The 19,320-nt window shown below is 64.4% G+C and carries 22 protein-coding genes; 17 read left to right on the forward strand and 5 right to left on the reverse strand.

Translation table 11 applies throughout. From position 1 onward, the window contains the following. Positions 1-8: 8 nt before the first annotated feature. Positions 9-701: a DUF2461 domain-containing protein gene (locus OPV09_RS02800; RefSeq protein WP_034753016.1), complete on the forward strand. Its 693-nt coding sequence runs from the start codon at positions 9-11 to the stop codon at positions 699-701. A 15-nt stretch (positions 702-716) separates the two neighbouring features. Continuing rightward, positions 717-1,061 (forward strand): hypothetical protein, encoded by a 345-nt coding sequence (locus OPV09_RS02805; RefSeq protein ID WP_332860606.1) that lies wholly within the window; start codon positions 717-719, stop codon positions 1,059-1,061. Positions 1,062-1,069: 8 nt separating this feature from the next. Here OPV09_RS02805 and OPV09_RS02810 read toward each other — a convergent pair whose 3' ends face one another. From OPV09_RS02810 to OPV09_RS02830, 5 genes are all read right to left on the reverse strand, one after another. Continuing rightward, on the reverse strand, positions 1,070-2,110 hold the full coding sequence (locus tag OPV09_RS02810) for an NAD(P)H-dependent glycerol-3-phosphate dehydrogenase (protein WP_219328498.1): 1,041 nt from the start codon (positions 2,108-2,110) through the stop codon (positions 1,070-1,072). A gap of 36 nt (positions 2,111-2,146) precedes the next feature. After that, on the reverse strand, positions 2,147-2,608 hold the full coding sequence (locus OPV09_RS02815; protein WP_051991348.1) for an SH3 domain-containing protein: 462 nt from the start codon (positions 2,606-2,608) through the stop codon (positions 2,147-2,149). Positions 2,609-2,691: 83 nt separating this feature from the next. Next, the gene (gene secB / locus OPV09_RS02820) at positions 2,692-3,168 is read right to left on the reverse strand and encodes a protein-export chaperone SecB (protein ID WP_034753023.1); all 477 of its coding nucleotides are present in this window, start codon (positions 3,166-3,168) and stop codon (positions 2,692-2,694) included. Between the two features lie 160 nt (positions 3,169-3,328). Then, positions 3,329-3,595 carry a glutaredoxin 3 gene (grxC, locus tag OPV09_RS02825; protein ID WP_034753025.1) on the reverse strand — a complete coding sequence of 89 codons (267 nt, stop codon included), beginning with the start codon at positions 3,593-3,595 and terminating at the stop codon, positions 3,329-3,331. A gap of 27 nt (positions 3,596-3,622) precedes the next feature. Continuing rightward, positions 3,623-4,039 carry a rhodanese-like domain-containing protein gene (locus tag OPV09_RS02830; RefSeq protein WP_034753027.1) on the reverse strand — a complete coding sequence of 139 codons (417 nt, stop codon included), beginning with the start codon at positions 4,037-4,039 and terminating at the stop codon, positions 3,623-3,625. A gap of 106 nt (positions 4,040-4,145) precedes the next feature. Here OPV09_RS02830 and gpmA point away from each other — a divergent pair, with 106 nt between their 5' ends. From gpmA to gspF, 15 genes are all read left to right on the forward strand, one after another. Beyond that, the gene (gene gpmA, locus OPV09_RS02835; RefSeq protein WP_034753030.1) at positions 4,146-4,892 is read left to right on the forward strand and encodes a 2,3-diphosphoglycerate-dependent phosphoglycerate mutase; all 747 of its coding nucleotides are present in this window, start codon (positions 4,146-4,148) and stop codon (positions 4,890-4,892) included. 76 nt (positions 4,893-4,968) lie between these two features. Then, the gene (locus tag OPV09_RS02840) at positions 4,969-6,432 is read left to right on the forward strand and encodes a murein hydrolase activator EnvC family protein (protein WP_128141379.1); all 1,464 of its coding nucleotides are present in this window, start codon (positions 4,969-4,971) and stop codon (positions 6,430-6,432) included. Positions 6,433-6,479: 47 nt separating this feature from the next. Next, the gene (locus OPV09_RS02845) at positions 6,480-7,973 is read left to right on the forward strand and encodes a S41 family peptidase (RefSeq protein WP_034753035.1); all 1,494 of its coding nucleotides are present in this window, start codon (positions 6,480-6,482) and stop codon (positions 7,971-7,973) included. 84 nt (positions 7,974-8,057) lie between these two features. Continuing rightward, a complete protein-coding gene (locus tag OPV09_RS02850; protein ID WP_338680468.1) occupies positions 8,058-8,819 on the forward strand; it encodes a molybdopterin-synthase adenylyltransferase MoeB in 762 nt (253 codons plus the stop codon). Positions 8,820-8,912: 93 nt separating this feature from the next. Further along, a complete protein-coding gene (gene gspG / locus OPV09_RS02855; protein ID WP_058051125.1) occupies positions 8,913-9,365 on the forward strand; it encodes a type II secretion system major pseudopilin GspG in 453 nt (150 codons plus the stop codon). Between the two features lie 12 nt (positions 9,366-9,377). After that, complete coding sequence (locus OPV09_RS02860) at positions 9,378-9,872, forward strand: GspH/FimT family pseudopilin (protein WP_070304514.1); 495 nt, start codon at positions 9,378-9,380, stop codon at positions 9,870-9,872. Then, positions 9,869-10,252, forward strand: coding sequence for a type II secretion system minor pseudopilin GspI (gene gspI, locus OPV09_RS02865; RefSeq protein WP_070304515.1), 384 nt, complete (start codon positions 9,869-9,871; stop codon positions 10,250-10,252). The genes OPV09_RS02860 and gspI overlap by 4 nt, the downstream gene beginning before the upstream one ends. Next, a complete protein-coding gene (locus tag OPV09_RS02870) occupies positions 10,252-10,875 on the forward strand; it encodes a PulJ/GspJ family protein (RefSeq protein WP_070304516.1) in 624 nt (207 codons plus the stop codon). Before gspI ends, OPV09_RS02870 begins: the two co-directional genes overlap by 1 nt. After that, positions 10,872-11,849: a type II secretion system minor pseudopilin GspK gene (gene gspK / locus OPV09_RS02875; RefSeq protein ID WP_338680470.1), complete on the forward strand. Its 978-nt coding sequence runs from the start codon at positions 10,872-10,874 to the stop codon at positions 11,847-11,849. Before OPV09_RS02870 ends, gspK begins: the two co-directional genes overlap by 4 nt. Positions 11,850-11,868: 19 nt before the next feature. Then, entirely contained in the window at positions 11,869-13,098 is a 1,230-nt protein-coding gene (gene gspL, locus OPV09_RS02880; protein ID WP_338680471.1) for a type II secretion system protein GspL, read from the forward strand. Continuing rightward, the gene (gene gspM / locus OPV09_RS02885; protein WP_034753050.1) at positions 13,095-13,628 is read left to right on the forward strand and encodes a type II secretion system protein GspM; all 534 of its coding nucleotides are present in this window, start codon (positions 13,095-13,097) and stop codon (positions 13,626-13,628) included. Before gspL ends, gspM begins: the two co-directional genes overlap by 4 nt. Next, the gene (locus tag OPV09_RS02890; protein ID WP_338680473.1) at positions 13,625-14,401 is read left to right on the forward strand and encodes a type II secretion system protein N; all 777 of its coding nucleotides are present in this window, start codon (positions 13,625-13,627) and stop codon (positions 14,399-14,401) included. The genes gspM and OPV09_RS02890 overlap by 4 nt, the downstream gene beginning before the upstream one ends. Beyond that, positions 14,398-16,644 (forward strand): type II secretion system secretin GspD, encoded by a 2,247-nt coding sequence (gene gspD, locus OPV09_RS02895; protein WP_034753053.1) that lies wholly within the window; start codon positions 14,398-14,400, stop codon positions 16,642-16,644. Before OPV09_RS02890 ends, gspD begins: the two co-directional genes overlap by 4 nt. A 10-nt stretch (positions 16,645-16,654) precedes the next feature. Continuing rightward, entirely contained in the window at positions 16,655-18,076 is a 1,422-nt protein-coding gene (gene gspE / locus OPV09_RS02900) for a type II secretion system ATPase GspE (protein ID WP_100428779.1), read from the forward strand. 10 nt (positions 18,077-18,086) lie between these two features. Beyond that, a complete protein-coding gene (gene gspF / locus OPV09_RS02905; protein ID WP_070304520.1) occupies positions 18,087-19,307 on the forward strand; it encodes a type II secretion system inner membrane protein GspF in 1,221 nt (406 codons plus the stop codon). Positions 19,308-19,320: the final 13 nt, after the last annotated feature.

Raw genomic sequence — 19,320 nt, forward strand, 5'->3', positions numbered from 1 at the left:
TTTGACACATGCATGTGCGTGATTTGACCCAATTTTTACGTGAACTGAGCGACAACAACAACCGTCCCTGGTTTGTGATGAACAAGCCCCGCTACGACATCCTGCGCGAGGAATTCCTGGCGCTGGTCACCAGCTTGATCGGCGAGCTGGGCAAGTTCGACCCTGCCGTGAAATACTGCAATCCGAAGAAGGCCATGTTCCGCATCAACCGCGACGTGCGCTTTGCCCATGATAAAAGCCCGTATAAAACGCGTTTTTCGGCCGCCATCGCGCCGAACGACATGCGCCGCCCCAGCAAGGCGGGCGGCCCCACGTATTATCTGCAGATCGACGGCCAGGGGAACCTGCTGTTTGGCGCCGGCGAGTACATGCCGCCGCCGGGCCGCCTGAAGGCGCTGCGCGAGCACATGGTCAACGATGCGCCAGGTTTTTCCAAAGTGCTGAAAAATAAGCGCTTGAAGGCCCGCTTCGGCACCATCCAGAACGAGGGCAAGCTGCAGCGCCCGCCCAAGGGGTTTGACGCGGACGCCGAACATATCGAATTCATCAAGCTGAAGAGCTTTTTCGTCTGGACCGAAGTGCCGCTGCCCGTCAACGCCCCCGAGAAACTGCTGCCGACCCTGGCGGAAGGCTTGAAGGATGCGTGGCCGCTGGTCGAGTGGATGCGCGGCGCGAAAGAGCCGGAGGAAGTCACCGAGTAATTGCTGAAGGAGCAGATGATGGCACTGGAGCACGCAAGTTCAGGACAGGTGATCGAGGTGCTGCGCAGGGACGGCGACGACCTGTCGCAGTTTTCCGCCATTGCGCTGGCCAAGACGGATGAACTGGAACTGATCCGCATGTGCATGCCCAAAGGCAAGACCATGCCCGAGCATCATGTGCTCGGCGAAATCACCTTGCTGTGCCTGCAAGGGCAGGTGGCGGTGGAAGCGCATGGCGGCGTGCAAGTGCTGGGACCGGGGCAGATGCTGTACCTGCTTGGCGGCCAGGCGCACGCCCTGGAAGCGCGCGAAGACAGTCTGTTGCTGCTGACGATCTTGATGGCCAAGGCGGGACGCTAGGTTTCGCCTTAGGCCGCCTCGGCGCGCGGATCGCGCGACAGCAGCTGCTGCACCATCACGTGCGGCAAATCCCCATCGAACAGTACGCCGGCCACCGCATTGGTGATCGGCATGTCGACGCCCATGCGGCGCGCCAGTTCGCGCACGGCCTTGGCGCAGGGCACGCCTTCGGCCACATGACCAAGTTCAGCCACGATGGTATCCAGCGCCTTGCCTTGCGCCAAGCCCAGGCCGACCCGGCGGTTGCGCGACAGGTCGCCCGTGCAGGTCAAAATCAAATCGCCCATGCCGGTCAAGCCCATGAACGTTTCCGTCTGGCCACCGAGGGCCGTGCCCAGGCGCGTGATTTCCGCCAGGCCACGCGTGATCAGCGCGGCGCGCGCATTCAAACCCAGACCCAGGCCGTCGGCCACACCGGTGGCAATGGCCAGCACATTCTTGACGGCGCCGCCCACTTCCACGCCCACCAGGTCGTCGCTCGCATACACGCGGATGGTGCCGCCATGCAGGGCGGAGACGACGGCGCCGCGCAAGGCCGCATTGTGCGAGGCGATGGTCAGCGCGCACGGCAAGCCGCGCGCCACTTCCTGCGCGAACGAAGGGCCGGACAGGGCGCCGCCGGGGATGGTGTCACCCAGCACTTCCTGCACGATCTGGTGCGGCAGCATGCCCGTACCGCCTTCAAACCCTTTGCACAGCCACACGAGGTTGCCGATGGCCTTGTCTTTCAGCTGATGCAGCATCGGCCGCAAGCCCGCCACGGGGCAGGCGGCGATCAAGAGGCCCTGTTCGCCGCTGGCATGCGCGACGGCGGCGTCGAAATCGGCGCTGATGCGCAGTTGCGGCGGCAAAGGGAAGCCGGGTAAATAACTGTTTTCGCCGCTGGCGGCCATGGCGGCCATGGCGTCGCCATTGCGGCCCCACAGCAGCACGTCGTGGCGGCCGGCCAGCGCCATGGCCACGGCCGTGCCCCAGGCGCCGGCGCCCAGGAGGGTGATCTTGCGGGCGGCGGGAATACTATCGGGAATGACTTCAGGAGAAACTTGCATGCAACCTCAACGGAGCAGGGGGAACGGACGCGGTGCTTACAGGCCCCACACTTCGCTGGTCTTGACGTAGCCGCTCTGGCCATCCTTGTGGCGCACCTTGACCCAGCCGGAACTCGCTTGCTCGCTCATTTCCAGCAGCACGCCCTTGTCGACGAGGAGGATGGCGGAGGCCGTGTCGTCGGGGCTGGCGCGCACCTTGAGGTTCGCGGCGCGCGCCACGACGTTGCGCTTGGCCGACAGGCCCTTGGCTTCCGTCCAGGCCATTTCGCCGCTGGCGTCGCGTACCTTGACCCATTCGCCGTAGCTGAGCACGACTTCCAGCGGCATGCCGCGTGGCGCCACGTACAGCTTGCCGCCCTTGGAGGATGGCGCGTCGTACAGGATCACGGGGGCTGCGCCCACCGTTTTGAAATCGACGGCGTGGCTGGCGGCGGTCGCCAGCAGCAGCACGGCGCCGGCCATCCAGCGGAACTTGCTCAAGAGCGCACTTTTCAACATGATATTTTGAACCTTAACGAAACACGGCGGCCAGGCCGCCGTGTCAGGCCAGCCTTGACGGCTGGCGGGGTCTTGCCTGAAGCTTAGTGCGTCGTCGCGTCGGCTGCCGGGGCAGCTGCAGCGGCGTCAGCAATAGCTTGCAGACGTTGTTGGTAGAACACTTCGAAATTGATCTCAGCCAGGTGCACTGGCGGGAAGCCGGCACGGGTGATCACGTCGGCGATGTTGGCGCGCAGGTAAGGGTAGATGATGTTCGGGCAGCCGATTCCCAGCAGCGGATCGAGTTGATCGGCAGGAATGTTGCGTGCTTCGAAGATACCGGCTTGCTTGCCTTCAACCAGGAAAGCGACTTTATCGCCGACTTTGGCGGTGACGGTGATGGTCACGGTGGCTTCGAAGATGCCGTCGGCCAGAGGCGCAGCGCCCACGTCCAGAGCGACTTCGATCGCTGGTGCTTCTTGTTCCAGGAAGATAGCTGGGGAATTTGGTTGTTCCAGCGACATGTCTTTCAGGTAGACGCGTTGGATTTGGAAGACTGGTTGCAGGTTTTCGTCAGACATGGAACGCTTTCGTTGTAAAGGACAAGAACGGCACACCGTTCAAATATGGTGCTTGCGGTATGTAAACCGCGCCGGATAGGCGCGGCCAGATCAGGTGCGAGGGCAATTGTATCAAAACAATACGACAAAAAACCAAGCAATTTCTCGAACCAGCTTTATATCAGGCTGCCGTGCCATTTAACAAGGGGTCGAGCTTGCCAGCTTGATCGAGCGCATACAAATCGTCGAATCCGCCCACGTGGGTGTCGCCCACATAGATTTGCGGCACCGTGCGGCGGCCCGTGCGTTCCATCATCTTGATGCGCTCTTCCGGGTCGAGGTCGACGCGGATCTTTTGCACCGCGACGCCCTTCGATTCCAGCAGGCGCTCGGCGCGCACGCAATACGGGCACACGGCGGTGCTATACACAATTACGGGGACAGTCATGATGATTCCTTCCAGTTAAGTGCCGGCTTACTTCGCCAGCGACAAGGTTTTCAATGGCAAACCTTGCTTTTTCCATTCGTCGAGGCCGCCTTCCAGGCTCGTTGCCTCAGCGAAACCAGCTTTGCCCAGCAGGCCGACGGCGGTTGCCGAACGCGAACCTTTCTGGCAAACCACTACAATGGGGCGCGTTTTGAATTTTTCCAGCTCGCCCAGGCGTTTTGACAGTTCCGGCAGCGGAATATTTTTTGCTTCAGGCAAGTGGCCCGTGGCGAATTCTTCCGCGCTGCGCACATCGACGATGACGCTCTTGCCGCGGTTGATCAGTTGCGTGACTTCCAGCACGGTCGCGCGCTTGCCGCGCATCGACAGCAGTGGCCAGAGGAGGGCGCCGCCGGAAATAATGACGATGGCAAACAGAAAAATGTGGTCGATAATGAATTTCACGTAGGGTCCAATGGTTTAAGTCAATCCGCGCATTATAAAATAGAAGCTGGACGAGGTCTTTTTACGTTTTGCTTTTTTGATTTGAACCCCTTGAGAAGATAGAACTATGTACAAAATCGTTTTCATGCGTCACGGCGAGTCCACCTGGAACCTCGATAACCGCTTCACCGGCTGGACCGACGTCGATCTGACGGAAAAGGGCGTCAACGAAGCCAAGGCCGCCGGCCAGATCCTCAAGCAGGAAGGTTTTACGTTCGACGTGGCCTACACTTCCGTCCTGAAGCGCGCCATCCGCACCCTGTGGCTGGCGCTCGACGAGATGGACATGATGTATCTGCCGATCAAGAACGACTGGCGCTTGAACGAGCGCCACTATGGCGCCCTGCAAGGCCTGGACAAGGGCGAGACGGCCGCCAAGTATGGCGACGAGCAAGTCCTCGTGTGGCGCCGCAGCTACGACACGCCGCCGCCGCCGCTGGCGGAAGACGATGACCGCGCTTCGTTCAACGATCCGCGCTACGCCGGCTTGCCGAAAGCGTCGATTCCGCTGACCGAATGCCTGAAAGACACCGTGGCGCGGGTGATGCCGGCCTGGGATGAGGAAATCGCCCCGGCCATCCGTGCTGGCAAAAAGATCATCATTTCGGCCCATGGCAACAGCCTGCGCGCGCTGATCAAGATGCTCGACGGTATCAGCGACAGCGACATCGTCGGCCTGAACATCCCGAACGGCCAGCCGCTCGTGTATGAACTGGACGCCGACCTGAAACCGATCCGTCACTACTACCTGGGCGACCCGGCAGCGATTGCGGCAGCGCAAGCAGCCGTGGCGAACCAAGGGAAGGCCAAGTAACTTGTCGTCTTTCTTCCGCGGCACAGCCATCGCCCCCTCTGCTGAACGACCCCTGCCGGCGTGGCGCGCCGGTGCCATGCTGTGCCTGGCGCTGCTGCTTTCCAGCGGCGCCGCGCAGGGCGCCAAGCCCACCGAACGCAGCAAGCAGAAGGCGGCCGCGGAAGCACAACGTGCTGGATTGCAACAAAAGCTGACGGCGCTCAAGCGCGACATCAGCCGCACGGAAAGCGCCAAGGATGACGCGGCCGATACCCTGGCCGAGTCGGAAGAAGCCATTTCCAATGCCAACCGCGCCTTGCGCGACCTGGCGCAGGAGCAAAGCGAGACGGGCGTGAAACTCAATGCGCTGGGGCAAGAGCACCAGCAATTGACGGCCACCGTCGAGAAACAAAAGACGCAGCTGTCAAAGTTGCTGCGTGAGCAATATGTCGCCGGCAACGAAGACCGCATCAAGTTGCTCTTGTCGGGCGACAACCCCAACCGCATCAACCGTGACTTGCAATTGATGGCGTATGTGTCGCAGGCGCAGGCGCGCCTGCTGGAAGCCTTGCGCGCCAACTTGCTGGCCGTGGAGAAAAACCAGGCGGACGTGCAGAACGCCAAGGATGAACTGGAAGAAATTGCGCAGGAAGAGCGTGACCAGAAGGCCCTGCTGGTGCAGGAGAAGGCGCGCCGCGCCGCCTTGCTGACGACCCTGTCGCAGCGCCTGGTGGCGCAGCGCAAGGAAGTGGGCAATGTCGAGCGCGACGAACAGCGCATGGGTAACCTGGTCGACAAGCTGGCCAAACTGATCGAAGAGCAGGCCGCGGCCGCCGCGGCTGAAAAGAAACGCCAGCAATTGCTGGCCGAGCAGCGCGCTGCCGCCAAGGCGGCCGCCGACGCGAAGATCGCGGCGGAAAAACGCGAACGCCTGCTGGCCGCGCGCGCCAAGGCGGCCCAGGCGCAGGCCGAACGCGAACGCATTGCTAAAGAGCAACAAAATAAATCGGGCAAGATCAAGCCGCAGACGCCGCCTCCGCCACCCGTGAAACTGGAACCGATCGACGACGACGAGCCGCCGCAAGTGGCCAAGGTGACACCGAAGCCGGAACCGAAGCCGGAACCGGAGCCGGAACGCCCGAGCCTGGGCCCGGCCGCGCCGGCCGGCGCCTTTGCCAGCCTGAAAGGGCAGCTGCGTGCCCCCGTGGCGGGCAAGATCGCCGCCCGCTTCGGCAGCAAGCGCGGTGACGGCCCCAGCTGGAAGGGCGTGTTCATCCGTACGGGCGAAGGCAGCGAAGTCCACGCCATCGCCGGCGGCCGCGTCGTGTTTTCCGACTGGCTGCGCGGTTTCGGCAATTTGATCATCGTCGACCATGGCGGCCAGTACATGAGTATTTATGGCAATAACCAATCCTTGCTGAAACGGGTGGGCGACGCCGTCAAGGGCGGCGACGCCATTGCCAGCGCGGGCAACAGCGGCGGCAACGAGGAATCAGGGCTATACTTTGAATTGCGTCATCAGGGCCGCGCCTTCGATCCCGCCACCTGGGTGAAGTTTTAAGTTCCCACCATTGCTGCGGCAGCGAATTTGTAGATTGCGAAGAATACATGGGTATCAAAGTCAAAAGTATCGGCCTGATCGGTCTGGGCGTACTGGCCGGCATCGGCATGTCGCTGCAGTTCCCGGCCGTGGCGCAGAAGATCACGAATGCCCCGCTGCCGCTCGACGAGCTGCGCCAGTTGTCCGACGTCTTCGGCCTGATCAAGTCCGATTACGTCGAGAAGGTGGAAGACAAGAAACTCTTGACGGAAGCCATTTCCGGCATGGTCTCGTCGCTGGACCCGCATTCCGTCTACCTCGATAAAAATGCCTTCAAGGAAATGCGCGAAAGCGTGCAGGGCAAGTTTGTCGGCATCGGCATCGAAGTGAGCATGGAAGACGGCTATGTGAAAGTCGTCTCGCCCATCGAGGACAGCCCGGCCGCCAAGGCCGGCATCCAGGCGGGCGACCTGATCACCCGTCTCGACAACATTCCGCTGAAAGGCTTGCAGCTGGAAGAAGTCATCAAGAAGATGCGTGGCCAGCCCGGCAGCAAGCTGGTGCTGACGATGTCGCGCAAGGGCGAAAGCAAGCCGCTGGTCTTCCCCATCGTGCGCGAGGAAATCCGCGTGCAAAGCGTGAAGGCCAAGATGGTCGCGCCCGGCTATGCCTGGCTGCGCATCGCCCAGTTCCAGGAACCGACCGTCGACGACATGGTCAAAAAGATCAATGCGCTGTATGCGCAAGACCCCAAGCTCAAGGGCCTGGTGCTGGACTTGCGCAACGATCCGGGCGGCGTCGTGCCGGGCGCCATCGGCGTGGCCACGGCATTTTTGCCCGGCAATTCCGTGATCGTCTCGACCAAGGGCCAGTTGCCCGAGTCGAAACAGGTGTTTTACGGCCGCCGCGAATTCTATGCGCCGCCCGGCGCCAAGGCCGATCCGCTGGCCAAGCTGCCGGCCGCGCTGAAAACCGTGCCGCTGGTGGTGCTGGTCAATGCCGGTTCCGCGTCCGCCTCGGAAATCGTCGCCGGCGCCCTGCAGGATTACCAGCGCGCCACTGTTATCGGCACGCAGACGTTCGGCAAGGGTTCCGTGCAAACCTTGCGCCAGATCACGGCCGACACGGCCGTCAAGCTGACGACGGCCCGCTACTACACGCCGAAAGGCCGGGCCATCCAGGCGCGCGGCATCGTGCCTGACTTGCTGGTCGATGAAACGGCCGAAGGCGACGGCTGGAACAGCCTGCGCGTGCGCGAGGCGGACTTGGAAAAACACTTGAGCAGCAACGATGGCAAGCCGGAAGCGGCCAAGCCGACGATGGAAGGCATGCAGGATCAATTGGAAGAAGAGCAGCGCCTGATCGCCACGGCGAAAAAGCGCAAGCCGCTCGAATACGGCGCCAAGGACGATTTCCAGCTGCAGCAAGCCTTGAACCACTTCCAGGGCTTGCCGGTGCAGCTGGCCAAGGTGGACGCCAAGGTTGAAAAGATCGGCGCCAAGCCGGAAATCGCTTCCGACATCAAGGCCGATGACAAGAAGATTCCTGTGCGGAAGCCTTGATGCTTAACCCAATGCAAGTGCCGGGGTCGGACCCTGAGGGTCCGACCCCAGGGTGTGATCTGGGTTTGCAGTAGACGTAAAACCATGAACGACAATCAACTGCTGCGCTACTCGCGCCACATCCTGCTTGATCAGATCGGCATCGAAGGCCAGCAAGCCTTGCTCGATGCGCATGTGCTGGTGATCGGCGCGGGCGGGCTCGGCTCGCCGGCGGCCATGTACCTGGCCGCCAGCGGTGTCGGCAAGCTGACCCTGGTCGATGACGACACGGTCGACCTGACCAATCTGCAGCGCCAGATCGCCCACACGACGGCCCGCGTGGGCCAGCCGAAAGTGCTGTCGGCGCGCGAAACCCTGACCGGCATCAATCCCGAGATTGACATCATCGCCTTGCAGGAGCGCCTCGACGGCGCGCGCCTGGCCGAACTGGTCTTGTCATCTACGGTGGTGCTCGACTGCACCGACAACTTCGCCACGCGCCATGCCGTCAACCGCGCCTGCGTGGCGGCCAGGGTGCCGCTGGTGTCGGGTGCCGTGATCCGTTTCGACGGGCAGGTGAGCGTGTTCGACCCGCGCACGGGTACGCAGCCCTGCTATTCCTGCCTGTTTCCGCAGGAGCAGCAGTTCACGGACGAGGCGTGCTCGACCATGGGCGTGTTCGCGCCGCTGGTCGGCGTGGTGGGCGCCATGCAGGCTGCCGAGGCGCTGAAACTGATCATGGGTGCGGGCGAATCGCTGGCCGGACGGCTGCTGCTGCTCGACGGTTTGCACATGGAATGGAGCAGCATGCGCGTCGCGCGCGACCCCGGCTGTGCCGTTTGCGGCAAAGTGGTCTTGCCGGCCTGACAGCCCCCGCAGAAATTTTTCCCTATATGACAGGCTTTGTCATATTTCCGCTTTATACTCTGCTCTCATTACTCACCTTCTTCTCTCTTTCTTATGCAAAACGCAGCAAACCATCCGATACGCCAGCGCCGCGCGCGCGGCTTCACTTTGATCGAAATCATGGTCGTGGTGGTGATCATGGGCATCCTCGCGTCGCTGGTGGTGCCCAAGCTGATTGCCCGCACGGGCGAGTCGAAAGTGGCGGCGGCGAAAGTCGACATCGCCACCGTGATGCAAGCGTTGAAACTGTATCGCCTGGATAACCAGCGCTACCCGACCACCGAGCAGGGCTTGCAGGCGCTGATCGAAAAACCGACCACGGGACCGGCCGCGAATGGCTGGAAAGCGGGCGGCTACCTGGAAAAGATGCCGAAGGATCCATGGGGCAACCCGTACCAGTTCCTGTCGCCAGGAGTGAAAGGCGAAGTTGATCTGATCTCGCTGGGCGCCGACGGCCAGCCCGGCGGTAGCGGCGACGACGCCGATATCGGTTCCTGGGAACTGTAAGTTTTCCATTGCATGCCTGCCATGACCACCGGCCGCGCACTGCACCGGCCACGCGCCAGCGGCTTCACGCTGATCGAGCTGCTGGTGGTGATGGTCATCATCGGCGTCACCCTGGGCCTGGTCTCGCTGAACGCCATGCCGAATGGCCAGCAGGCGCTGCAAAAGGAAGCCGAGCGCATCGCCCTGCTGCTGCAGCTGGCGCGCGATGAAGCCATCGTGCGCAGCCGGCAGGTGGCGTTCGAGGCGGACGAAAATCAATACCGTTTCCTGGTTCTCAATGAAAAGCTGTGGCAACCGGTGACGCAGGACGATTTGCTGCGCGAGCGGGCGTTTGCCAACACGCCCATGCTGCTCAGCGTGCAGCCATCGAGCAGCGTGGCCCAGCCGCTGCGCATCATCTTCGGCCGCGAACCGGTCGACAAGCCTTTCGTGCTGACCCTGGCCAGCGGCGAGCGCAGCGTGGCCATCCGCGCCGACGGCATCGGCCACTTCACGGTCGAGCAATGATGCGGTTCCCATTCCGCCGCCGCCAGCGCGGTTTCACTTTGCTGGAAGTCCTGGTCGCCCTCGTCATCGTCGGCACGGCCCTGGGCGCCTCCTTGCGCGCCGTCGGCAGCCTGACGCAGAACAGCGATGGCTTGCGCAGCGCCATGATGGCTACCTGGTCGGCGGAAAACCATTTGGTGCGCCTGCGCCTGGCGAAGACCTTCCCGCAGACGGGCAAGCGCACGGTCGACTGTCCACAGGGCGATCTGAAACTGATCTGTGAAGAGGAAGTGGTGGCCACGCCGAATCCCCGCATCCGGCAAGTGCGCGTCAACGTGTACGACGTGCAATATCCGGCCCGGCGCATCGTGCGCCTGGTGTTGTTGGCGTTCAACGACTGATGGCGCGCCGCACTGTCCCTGCCGGCGGTTTTACCCTGATCGAGCTGCTCGTGGCGATCGGCATCCTGGCCATGGTCGCCGTGCTGGGCTGGCGCGGCCTGGACAGCATCATGCGCTCGCGCGAAGTGCTGACCAGCCAGCTCGAGCAGGCGCGCGGCATGCAGCTGGCGTTTGCCCAGATGCAGAGCGATTGCGACCACCTGGCCGGCGCCGGCCAGAATGCCAGCCTGCTCAATGGCCGTACCAACTTGACAGCCGAGACCGACCGCCTGACCCTGGTGCGCCTGGCCGCGTCGGAACAGGAGCCGCAGCAGTTGCAAGTGGTCACTTACCGCCTGCGCGGCGGCGTGCTGACGCGGCGCGAGTCGAACGGCACGCGCGATCTGGCCGTGCTCGACACCCTGTGGCAGGCGGCGCGCGACGATACCGATACCTCGAGCGCCGACGTGGCCCTGATGCGCGGCGTCGACAGCATGGTCATGCGCGGCTGGAGCAATGGCGCCTGGAACGTGCTGACGGCGGGCGCCGCCATTTCCACGCAAGTGCCGGGCCTGGAAGTGACCTTGCAGATGCCGGGCCAGGACGCGGGCCTGTCCAAAGTCTTTTTACTGGGGCCGGGATGAGGACTTTTACACGTCCCTCGCGCCAGCGCGGCGTGGCCGTCATCACGGCCCTGCTGCTGACGGCGCTGGCGATTACCGTCGTTGCCAGCCTGTTCTGGCAGCAGCAGGTGCAGGTGCGCTCGATGGAAAACCAGCGTTTGCGCCTGCAGACGCAGTGGGCCATGCGCGGCATGGTCGACTTTGCCCGTTTCTGGCTGCGCCAGGATAATGTCACGCTGACGGCGCTTGACGGCGTCTGGGCCACGCCCATCGAGGAAGCGCGGCTTGACGATTATGTGGACCGCGAAAAGGTCGATACGGAAAAATTCGACGCCACCGTCTCGGGCCGCGCGCTCGATGCGCAGGCGCGTTTCAATATCACCAACCTGGCCGCCGCCACGGGGATTGTCAGCCAGCCCAACGTGCAGGCCTACCAGCGGCTGCTGTCCAACTTGCAGCTCGATAGTTCCCTGGCGCAGGCGACGGCCGATGCCGTGCTGCGCGCGCGGCCGAAACCGCGCACTGCCGACAGCGGCGCCGACGGCAAGACGCCCTCCGCCACGCCCGCATCGGGCGGCAGCAGCGAATCGGTGGCGTTCACGCAGGTCGAGGATTTGCTGGCCGTGCCCGGCTATACGCCGCAGATGATCGAGAAACTGCGCGACTTTATCATCGTGCTGCCGAAACCGACTGCGGTGAACGTGAATACGGCACCGGCCGAGGTGCTGTCGGCCGTCACCGACATGTCCGTGTCCGAGGCCAGCGCCCTGACCTTGAGCAACCCGCGTAAAAAGTTTGTCGATAGGCTAAATTTCCAGAATAATATCAATGGCAAGAAACCGATCGACGGCGTGGAGATCGATGTAAAAAGTCAGTACTTCCTCACCGTGATCCGCGTGCGCCTGGACCGCGCCGCGCTCGATGCGCAGGCACTGGTGTGGCGCGAGCCGAATCCGCAGCGCACCACCAGCCTGGTCTGGTTGCGGGAAAATTAACAGCTGAAAGCGAGTCACTTTGACAATATTGTATATCCGTCACCCGGCCAAGGCGTCCACCGACAGCGCGCCCGCCTGCTCCTTCGTGCTGGCTGGCGACGGCGGCGCCCTGCTGCAGCAGGGCAGCGCGCCGCTGGGCAGCCTGGGCCAGCTGATCGCCGGCGCGCAGCGGGTGGTGCTGCTGCTGGCGGCGGCCGACGTGACCCTGCTGCGCCTGAAAACCCCGCCGCTGGCTGGCGCCCGCTTGCGTGCGGCCCTGCCGGGCCTGGTGGAAGAACACATCCTTGGCGACGCCCAGGATTGCCTGCTGGCTGCCGGCGCGCCCGACGCGTCCGGCATGCGCACGGTGGCCGTGGCGCAGCGCGCCTGGGCCGAGGTCCTCGTGAAAGCCTTGCTGGCCCAGGGCGCGCGCAAGGTGGCGCTGCTGCCATCGCAGCTGTGCCTGCCCTTGCAGCCGGGCAGCGTGACGGCCGCCCTGCAGGCCAGCGGCGATGGCCTGGAACTGGCCTTGCGCCAGGCGCCGCAAGAGGGCCTGGGCCTCGTATTGCCGGCCCAGCCGCAGCAGGCACTGCTGACGACGCGCGCGTTTGCCGGCGACGTGCCGCTGACGGTCTATGTGGCGCAGGCCGAGCTGGCGCAGTATCAACAGCTGGCCGCTAGCATGGATGGCGTGACGGTGGAGCTGGATCACTGGGCGCACTGGATCGCCGGCGCCAAGGGCGCGGGGCTGGATCTGGCCGGCGCCCTGGGCACGGCGACGGGGGCGGCGGCCGACTGGCGCCGCTGGCGCTGGCCCATCCGCCTGGCGCTGCTGACGGTGGCGGTCAACCTGGCCGGCATGAATATCGAATGGATGCGCTTGAAGCGCGAAGCCGCCACCGTGCGCACCTCGATGCAGCAAACCTTCAAGGCCGCGTATCCGAACGAAGCGCCCGTGTATGGGCTGGAAGCGGAGCAGATGCGGCGCAATATCGCCGCCGCCCGCCTGCAAAGCGGGCAAGCCAGCATGGATGATTTCACGAGCATGAGCGCGGCCCTGGGCGAGGCGCTGGGCGGCCTGGCCGGGCGCGGCGTGGTGGCGTCGCTGGAATACCGCGAGCGCAGCCTGATCGTCAAGCTGAAACCGGACATGGTCGACGCCAGCGCCCAGGCGCAGGTGCGCGATGGCCTGGCCGCGCGCAAGCTGGCCTTGAATGAAACGGCGCCGGGCGTGTGGAAGATCACGCCGGCCACGGGAGCAAAAGCATGAGTGCAGCATTGAACAAGGTCCGCGCCGCGCTGACTGGCCAGGAACAGAACCTGCAGGCGTTCTGGACGGAGCGTACGCAGCAGGAGCGCAAGCTGCTGGCCATCGGCGGCGTCGTGGCGGGGCTGGCCCTCGTCTACGCCGTATTCTTCGAGCCTGCCTGGACGGGCCGCATCGCCTTGCAAAAGAGTTTGCCCGAGCTGCGCCAGAACGCGGCCCAATTGCAGGCGCTGGCCCGTGAAGCGGGCGAACTGGCGCGCCAGGCGCCCGTGCAGGTCGCGCCCATGGCCCGTGAAAGCCTCGATGCGTCGCTGAAAGCGCGCGGCCTGGCGCCGCAATCGCTGTCGCTGACGGGAGAGTACGCGCGCGTGCAATTGACCGGTGTGCCGTTCGCCAGCGTCATGCTGTGGCTCGATGGCTTGCGCCGCGAAGGCCGCGTGGCCGTGCAGGAAGCGAAGATCACGGCGCAGGGCAAGGCGGGCTTGGTCGACGCCAGCCTGACCCTGCACCAGAGCCCGGGCGCGGCACGATGATGCGCTTGCTTGGCTGGCTGCTGGCCATCATCGTCAGCGTCTGCGTCACCCTGCTGGTGTTTTTCCCGGCCAGCTGGGTCGCTGGCATCGTGGAAAAGCAGACGGGCGGACGTTTGACCTTGGGCGACGCGCAAGGTACCCTGTGGCGCGGCTCGGCCTTTATCGGCGGGGCGGCCAGCGCGAATGGCGCCGTGACGCCGCTGCTGCCGGGGCGTTTCAGCTGGCGCATTTCGCCCTCGGTGCTGTGGGGATCGGCGGACGTGGAACTGCAGAACCCGCAGGCGTTGTCGCAGCCGGTGAACCTGCGCGGCTCGTGGTCGCACTGGCAAGTGAGCCCGGCGGCCCTGCTGCTGCCCGCCGATGGCCTTGGTGGCCTTGGTGCGCCATTGAATACCGTGGCGCCGACGGGCAGCATGCGCCTGTCGTGGAGCACCTTGCAGCTGGCCCTGGAGCAGCGGCAGTTTTCCGCCGTCGGCCGCACCACCTTGCAGATGACGGACATGGCGTCGCGCCTGTCGTCCTTGCGTCCGCTGGGCAGCTACGAGCTCGATTTCGATTGGCAGGGGCAGCAGGCGACGTTGACACTGCGCTCCATCAAGGGACCGCTGCTGCTTGACGGCCGCGGCAGCCTGCAACAGGGGCGCATGCAGTTTTCCGGCCAGGCCCAGGCCGCAGCAGGATATGAAGAGACCTTGGCGAGTTTGTTGAATTTGCTGGGACAGCGCCGTAGCAATAGCGAAAAAAACATCATCGCCTTAGAGTTCAGACAATGAAAAAACCATCCGTGAGCCCCATTACCTCCTCCTTCTCGCTGCGCCGCCTGTCGGCCGCCGCCTTGCTGTGCTGTTCCGTGGCCGGCATGCCGGCACCCGTCTGGGCCGCGCCCGGCGATGAAGCGGCGCTCAATTTCGTCGGCGCCGACATCGAATCGGTGATCAAGGCGGTGGGCCATTACACCAACATCAATTTCGTCATCGACCCGCGCGTCAAGGGTACGATCACCTTGGTGTCGGAAAAGTCGATCAGCAAGACCCAGGCGTTCGGGCTGCTGGCCTCCGCGCTGCGCCTGCAAGGCTATGCGGTGGTCTCCGGCGACGGCTATGCGAAGGTGGTGCCGGAAGCGGACGCCAAGCTGCAATCCGTGCCGACCCAGGTGGGCAATGGCGCCAGCCAGGTGAAGGGCGACCAGATCGCCACCCAGGTGTTTTACCTGAACTACGAATCGTCGGCCAACCTGCTGGCCGTGCTGCGCCCCTTGATCTCGCCGAACAACACGATCAACGCCAACCCGGGCAACAACTCGCTGGTGATCACCGATTACGCGGATAACCTCAAGCGCCTGGCGAAGATCATCGCCGCGCTCGACGTGCCCGCGTCGACGGACCTGGACGTGATCCCCGTGCGCTATGCCATCGCGTCCGACCTGGCCTCGATGGTGAACAAGTTGATGGAAGGCGGCAATGCGGGCGGCGCCGCAGGGGCCGACGCGGGCAAGGTGTCCGTGCTGGCCGACCCGCGCACCAATTCGCTGGTGCTGCGCGCGCCATCGGCGGCGCGCGCCAACCTGGCCAAGTCGCTGATCTCGAAGCTGGACCAGCCCACCACGCAGCTGGGCAACGTGCACGTGGTGTACCTGAAAAACGCGGACGCCACGAAGCTGGCGCAGACCCTGCGCTCGGTGGTGACGTCGGACGGCACGGCCGCGTCGGCGCAGCAGGGCAATACCAGCAACGCCGCCACGAATAACCAGATCAACCAGAACAACAGCGGCATGAACAGCACTGGCCTGGGCGGCAATACGCAAAGTGGCACCACGGGCGGCGCATCGCTGAACAACGGGCCGCAGCAGCTGTCGTCGGGCGGCGCGGCTGGCTTCATCCAGGCCGACGCATCGACGAACACCCTGATCTTGACCTGCAACGAAGCCGTCTACCGCAACCTGCGCGCCGTGATCGACCAGCTCGACGTGCGCCGCGCGCAGGTCTACATCGAGGCGCTGATCGTCGAAGTGACGTCGTCCAAGGCCTCCGAATTCGGCGTGCAGTGGCTGGGCCTTTCCGGCGACAGCGGCAGCAACTACCGCGTGGGCGCGTTGCAGTCGTTCGCTTCGGGCACCAGCAACAACATCGCCGCCATCGCCACGGGCGGCGGCAAGGTCTTGCCGACGGGCGGCCTGACGGTCGGCATCTTCAAGCAGATCAACGGCGCGCTGGGCCTGGGCGCCGTGGCGCATGCGCTGGAATCGGACGGCAATGCCAACATCCTGTCGACGCCGAACCTGATCACCCTGGACAATGAACTGGCGACCATCAAGGTGGGCCAGAACGTGCCTATCCTGACGGGCCAGTACACGAGCACGGCCGGCACCAACACGAATCCGTTCCAGACCATCGACCGCAAGGAAGTGGGCCTGACCCTGAAGGTGCGTCCGCAGATTTCCGAGGGCGGCACGATCAAGCTGGGTATCTATCACGAGACGTCGAGCGTGGACAAATCCACGGCGGCCGCCGTCAGCGGCATCACCATCAACAACCGCGTGATCGAAAACAATGTGCTGGCCGACGATGGCCAGATCATCGTGCTCGGTGGCCTGATCGAGGACAGCACGGGCGACAATGCGGAAAAAGTGCGCGGCCTGGGCGACATCCCCCTGATCGGCAACCTGTTCAAGTACCAGACGCGCGAGCGCAAGAAAACCAATCTGATGATCTTCCTGCGCCCCGTCATCGTGCGCAACAAGGAGCAGAGCGGTAGTCTGGCGGCCGACCGCTATGACTACATGCGTTCGGCCGAGACGGCCGCCGTGCCGGCCACGGGCAACCTGATGCTGAAAGACCTGGGCACGCCGGTACTGCCTGCCTTGCAGGATGGCCAGCCCGTGGGCGGCAGCATGGTGACGCGTCCCGTGCCGCCGGCACCGACGCCGCCGCCAGGCGCGCCGGCCAACGCGGCCACGCCGCCGCAGCCGCTGCTGCAGCAGTACCAGCAGCAGCAATTGCCGCAACAGCAGAAGTGATGGGGCAGTCATGAGCAATCTGCTTCCCTACGCCTACGCGCGCGATTTCGGCTTGCTGGCCCGGCCCGGCGCCATCGACGGCGCCCCCGTCGAAGTGCTGGTGGCCGCATCGACGGCGCCGGCGGCCATTGCCGAAGTGTCGCGCCGTTTCGGCCAGATCCAGCTGACGGTCTTGCCGCGCGGCGAACTCGATGCGGCCATTGCCGGCGCCTACGCGGGCGGCGGCGGCGACGCGTCGCAGATGGCCGATGAATTCGACGCCGACCTCGATCTGACCAAGCTGCTGCAGGACGTGCCGGCCATCGAGGACTTGCTTGAATCGTCCGACGACGCGCCCGTCATCCGCATGATCAACGCGCTGCTCACGCAGGCGCTGCGCGAAGGCGCGTCCGACATCCATATCGAGCCGTTCGAGCAGACGTCCGTCGTGCGTTTCCGCATCGATGGCAGCCTGCGCGACGTCGTGCGCCCCCGTAAAGCCATCCACGGCTCGCTGATTTCGCGCATCAAGATCATGGCGCAGCTCGACATCGCCGAAAAACGCTTGCCGCAGGACGGCCGCATCACCCTGCGCGTGGGCGGCAAACCCGTCGACGTGCGCGTCTCGACCCTGCCCACGGGGCATGGCGAACGGGCCGTATTGCGTTTGCTGGACAAGGAAGCGGGCCGCCTCGACCTGCAGCACCTGGGCATGAGCGCGCCCATGCTGGCGCAGTTCGATGGCCTGATCACGCAGCCGCACGGCATCGTGCTCGTCACGGGCCCCACCGGTTCGGGCAAGACGACGACGTTATATGCAGCGCTGTCGATGCTCAATGCCACCACCACGAATATCCTGACGGTGGAAGACCCGATCGAGTACGACCTCGCTGGCGTGGGCCAGACGCAGGTCAACCCGCGCATCGACATGACGTTTGCCAAGGCGCTGCGGGCGATCTTGCGGCAAGATCCGGACGTGATCATGATCGGCGAGATCCGCGACCTGGAAACGGCGCAGATCGCCGTGCAGGCATCCTTGACGGGCCACTTGGTGCTGGCGACTTTACACACGAACGACGCCTCGGCGGCCGTCACGCGCTTGCTCGACATGGGCATCGAACCGTTCCTGCTGTCGTCGTCCCTGCTGGGCGTGCTGGCGCAGCGCCTGGTGCGCAAATTGTGCGGCTCGTGCAAGACCTTCGATGGCCAGTACTGGCAGGCGGTCGGCTGCGAGCATTGCGGCCAGACGGGCTACCAGGGCCGCGTGGGCGTGTACGAACTGCTGCGCACGACGGAGCAGATCCGCGCGCAGATCCACAACCGCGCGTCGGAAGCGGAAGTGCGCACGGTGGCCCTGCAGGACGGCATGCTGAGCATGCGCGACGACGGCGAACGCTGGCTGCGCGACGGCACCACCACGCAGGCTGAATTGCTGCGCGTGACCAAAGACTAGGCCCGCCACCATGCCCGCATTCCGCTATGAAGCCGTCGACGCGCAGGGCGCTACCCGCAAGGGCGTGCTCAATGCCGACAGTCCCCGTTCCGCGCGCGCCGAGCTGCGCGTGCAAGGCCTGGTGCCGCTGGCCGTCGAGCCGATCGCCGCGCAGGTCGACGCCGCCGGGGTGACCAAGCGGCGCGGCTTCGGCGAGCGTTTGTCCAGCACCGAGCTGGCCCTGTTTACGCGCCAGCTGGCCAGTTTGCTCGAAGCGGGCCTGCCGCTGGAGCAGGCGTTTTCCGCGCTGCTGGAACAGGCCGAGCGGCCGTATCTGCGCGACCTGATCGCCTCGATCCGTTCGGAAGTGATCGGCGGCGCCGCGTTTTCCGACGTGCTGGCGCGCCATCCGCGCGATTTCGCCGAGATCTATCGGGCGCTGGTGGCGTCGGGCGAGCAGATCGGCCATTTGTCGCGCGTGCTCTCGCGCCTGGCCGACTATATCGAGCGGCGCAATGCGCTGGTGCAGAAGGTCAAGCTGGCCTTTACGTATCCGGCCATCGTCACCGTGGTGGCGTTTTCCATCGTGATCTTCCTGCTCACCTACGTGGTGCCGCAGATCGTCTCTGTTTTCGCCAATACCAAGCAAAAGCTGCCCATGCTCACCGTGATCATGCTGGCGCTGTCGGACTTCGTGCGCAACTATGGCATCGTCGTGGCCATTGCCCTGATCGGCGCCTGGTTCGCCTGGCGCCGCGCGCTGCAGCAGCCAGCCCTTAAACGGCGCTGGCATACCTGGCTGCTGACGGCGCCCCTGTACGGCAAGTTCGAACGCAGCCTGAATACGGCGCGTTTTGCCAGCACCCTGGCCATCACCACGGGGTCCGGCGTGCCGATTTTGCGCGCGCTCGACACGAGCCGCGACACGCTCACCAACGTGGCGATGCAGGAACTGGTGCAGGAAGCCAGCGGCGCCGTGCGCGAGGGCGTGAGCCTGGCGCGCGCGCTGTCGGCGCAAAAGCATTTTCCACCGATGCTGATCCACATGATACGCGCGGGTGAAATCACGGGCGAGCTGCCGGCCATGCTGGAACGCGCCGCCAGCGCGCAGGAGCAGGACCTGGAACGCCGCACGCTCACCATCGCCGGCCTGCTGGAGCCGGCCTTGATCCTGGCCATGGGCGTGGTGGTGCTGCTGATCGTGCTGGCCGTGCTGATGCCGATTATCGAAATCAATCAGCTCGTCAGATAAGAAACCCAAGGAA

Source organism: Janthinobacterium sp. TB1-E2, assembly GCF_036885605.1.
GTDB lineage: Bacteria > Pseudomonadota > Gammaproteobacteria > Burkholderiales > Burkholderiaceae_D > Janthinobacterium > Janthinobacterium aestuarii.

Excerpts from the sequence above, each read along its gene's own strand:
- OPV09_RS02800 (WP_034753016.1), top strand. The coding sequence starts at position 9 with ATGCATGTGCGTGATTTGACCCAATTTTTACGTGAACTGAGCGACAAC.
- OPV09_RS02805 (WP_332860606.1), top strand. The coding sequence starts at position 717 with ATGATGGCACTGGAGCACGCAAGTTCAGGACAGGTGATCGAGGTGCTG.
- OPV09_RS02810 (WP_219328498.1), bottom strand. The coding sequence starts at position 2,110 with ATGCAAGTTTCTCCTGAAGTCATTCCCGATAGTATTCCCGCCGCCCGC.
- OPV09_RS02815 (WP_051991348.1), bottom strand. The coding sequence starts at position 2,608 with ATGTTGAAAAGTGCGCTCTTGAGCAAGTTCCGCTGGATGGCCGGCGCC.
- secB (WP_034753023.1), bottom strand. The coding sequence starts at position 3,168 with ATGTCTGACGAAAACCTGCAACCAGTCTTCCAAATCCAACGCGTCTAC.
- grxC (WP_034753025.1), bottom strand. The coding sequence starts at position 3,595 with ATGACTGTCCCCGTAATTGTGTATAGCACCGCCGTGTGCCCGTATTGC.
- gpmA (WP_034753030.1), top strand. The coding sequence starts at position 4,146 with ATGTACAAAATCGTTTTCATGCGTCACGGCGAGTCCACCTGGAACCTC.
- OPV09_RS02840 (WP_128141379.1), top strand. The coding sequence starts at position 4,969 with ATGCTGTGCCTGGCGCTGCTGCTTTCCAGCGGCGCCGCGCAGGGCGCC.
- OPV09_RS02845 (WP_034753035.1), top strand. The coding sequence starts at position 6,480 with ATGGGTATCAAAGTCAAAAGTATCGGCCTGATCGGTCTGGGCGTACTG.
- OPV09_RS02850 (WP_338680468.1), top strand. The coding sequence starts at position 8,058 with ATGAACGACAATCAACTGCTGCGCTACTCGCGCCACATCCTGCTTGAT.
- gspG (WP_058051125.1), top strand. The coding sequence starts at position 8,913 with ATGCAAAACGCAGCAAACCATCCGATACGCCAGCGCCGCGCGCGCGGC.
- OPV09_RS02860 (WP_070304514.1), top strand. The coding sequence starts at position 9,378 with ATGCCTGCCATGACCACCGGCCGCGCACTGCACCGGCCACGCGCCAGC.
- gspI (WP_070304515.1), top strand. The coding sequence starts at position 9,869 with ATGATGCGGTTCCCATTCCGCCGCCGCCAGCGCGGTTTCACTTTGCTG.
- OPV09_RS02870 (WP_070304516.1), top strand. The coding sequence starts at position 10,252 with ATGGCGCGCCGCACTGTCCCTGCCGGCGGTTTTACCCTGATCGAGCTG.
- gspK (WP_338680470.1), top strand. The coding sequence starts at position 10,872 with ATGAGGACTTTTACACGTCCCTCGCGCCAGCGCGGCGTGGCCGTCATC.
- gspM (WP_034753050.1), top strand. The coding sequence starts at position 13,095 with ATGAGTGCAGCATTGAACAAGGTCCGCGCCGCGCTGACTGGCCAGGAA.
- OPV09_RS02890 (WP_338680473.1), top strand. The coding sequence starts at position 13,625 with ATGATGCGCTTGCTTGGCTGGCTGCTGGCCATCATCGTCAGCGTCTGC.
- gspD (WP_034753053.1), top strand. The coding sequence starts at position 14,398 with ATGAAAAAACCATCCGTGAGCCCCATTACCTCCTCCTTCTCGCTGCGC.
- gspE (WP_100428779.1), top strand. The coding sequence starts at position 16,655 with ATGAGCAATCTGCTTCCCTACGCCTACGCGCGCGATTTCGGCTTGCTG.
- gspF (WP_070304520.1), top strand. The coding sequence starts at position 18,087 with ATGCCCGCATTCCGCTATGAAGCCGTCGACGCGCAGGGCGCTACCCGC.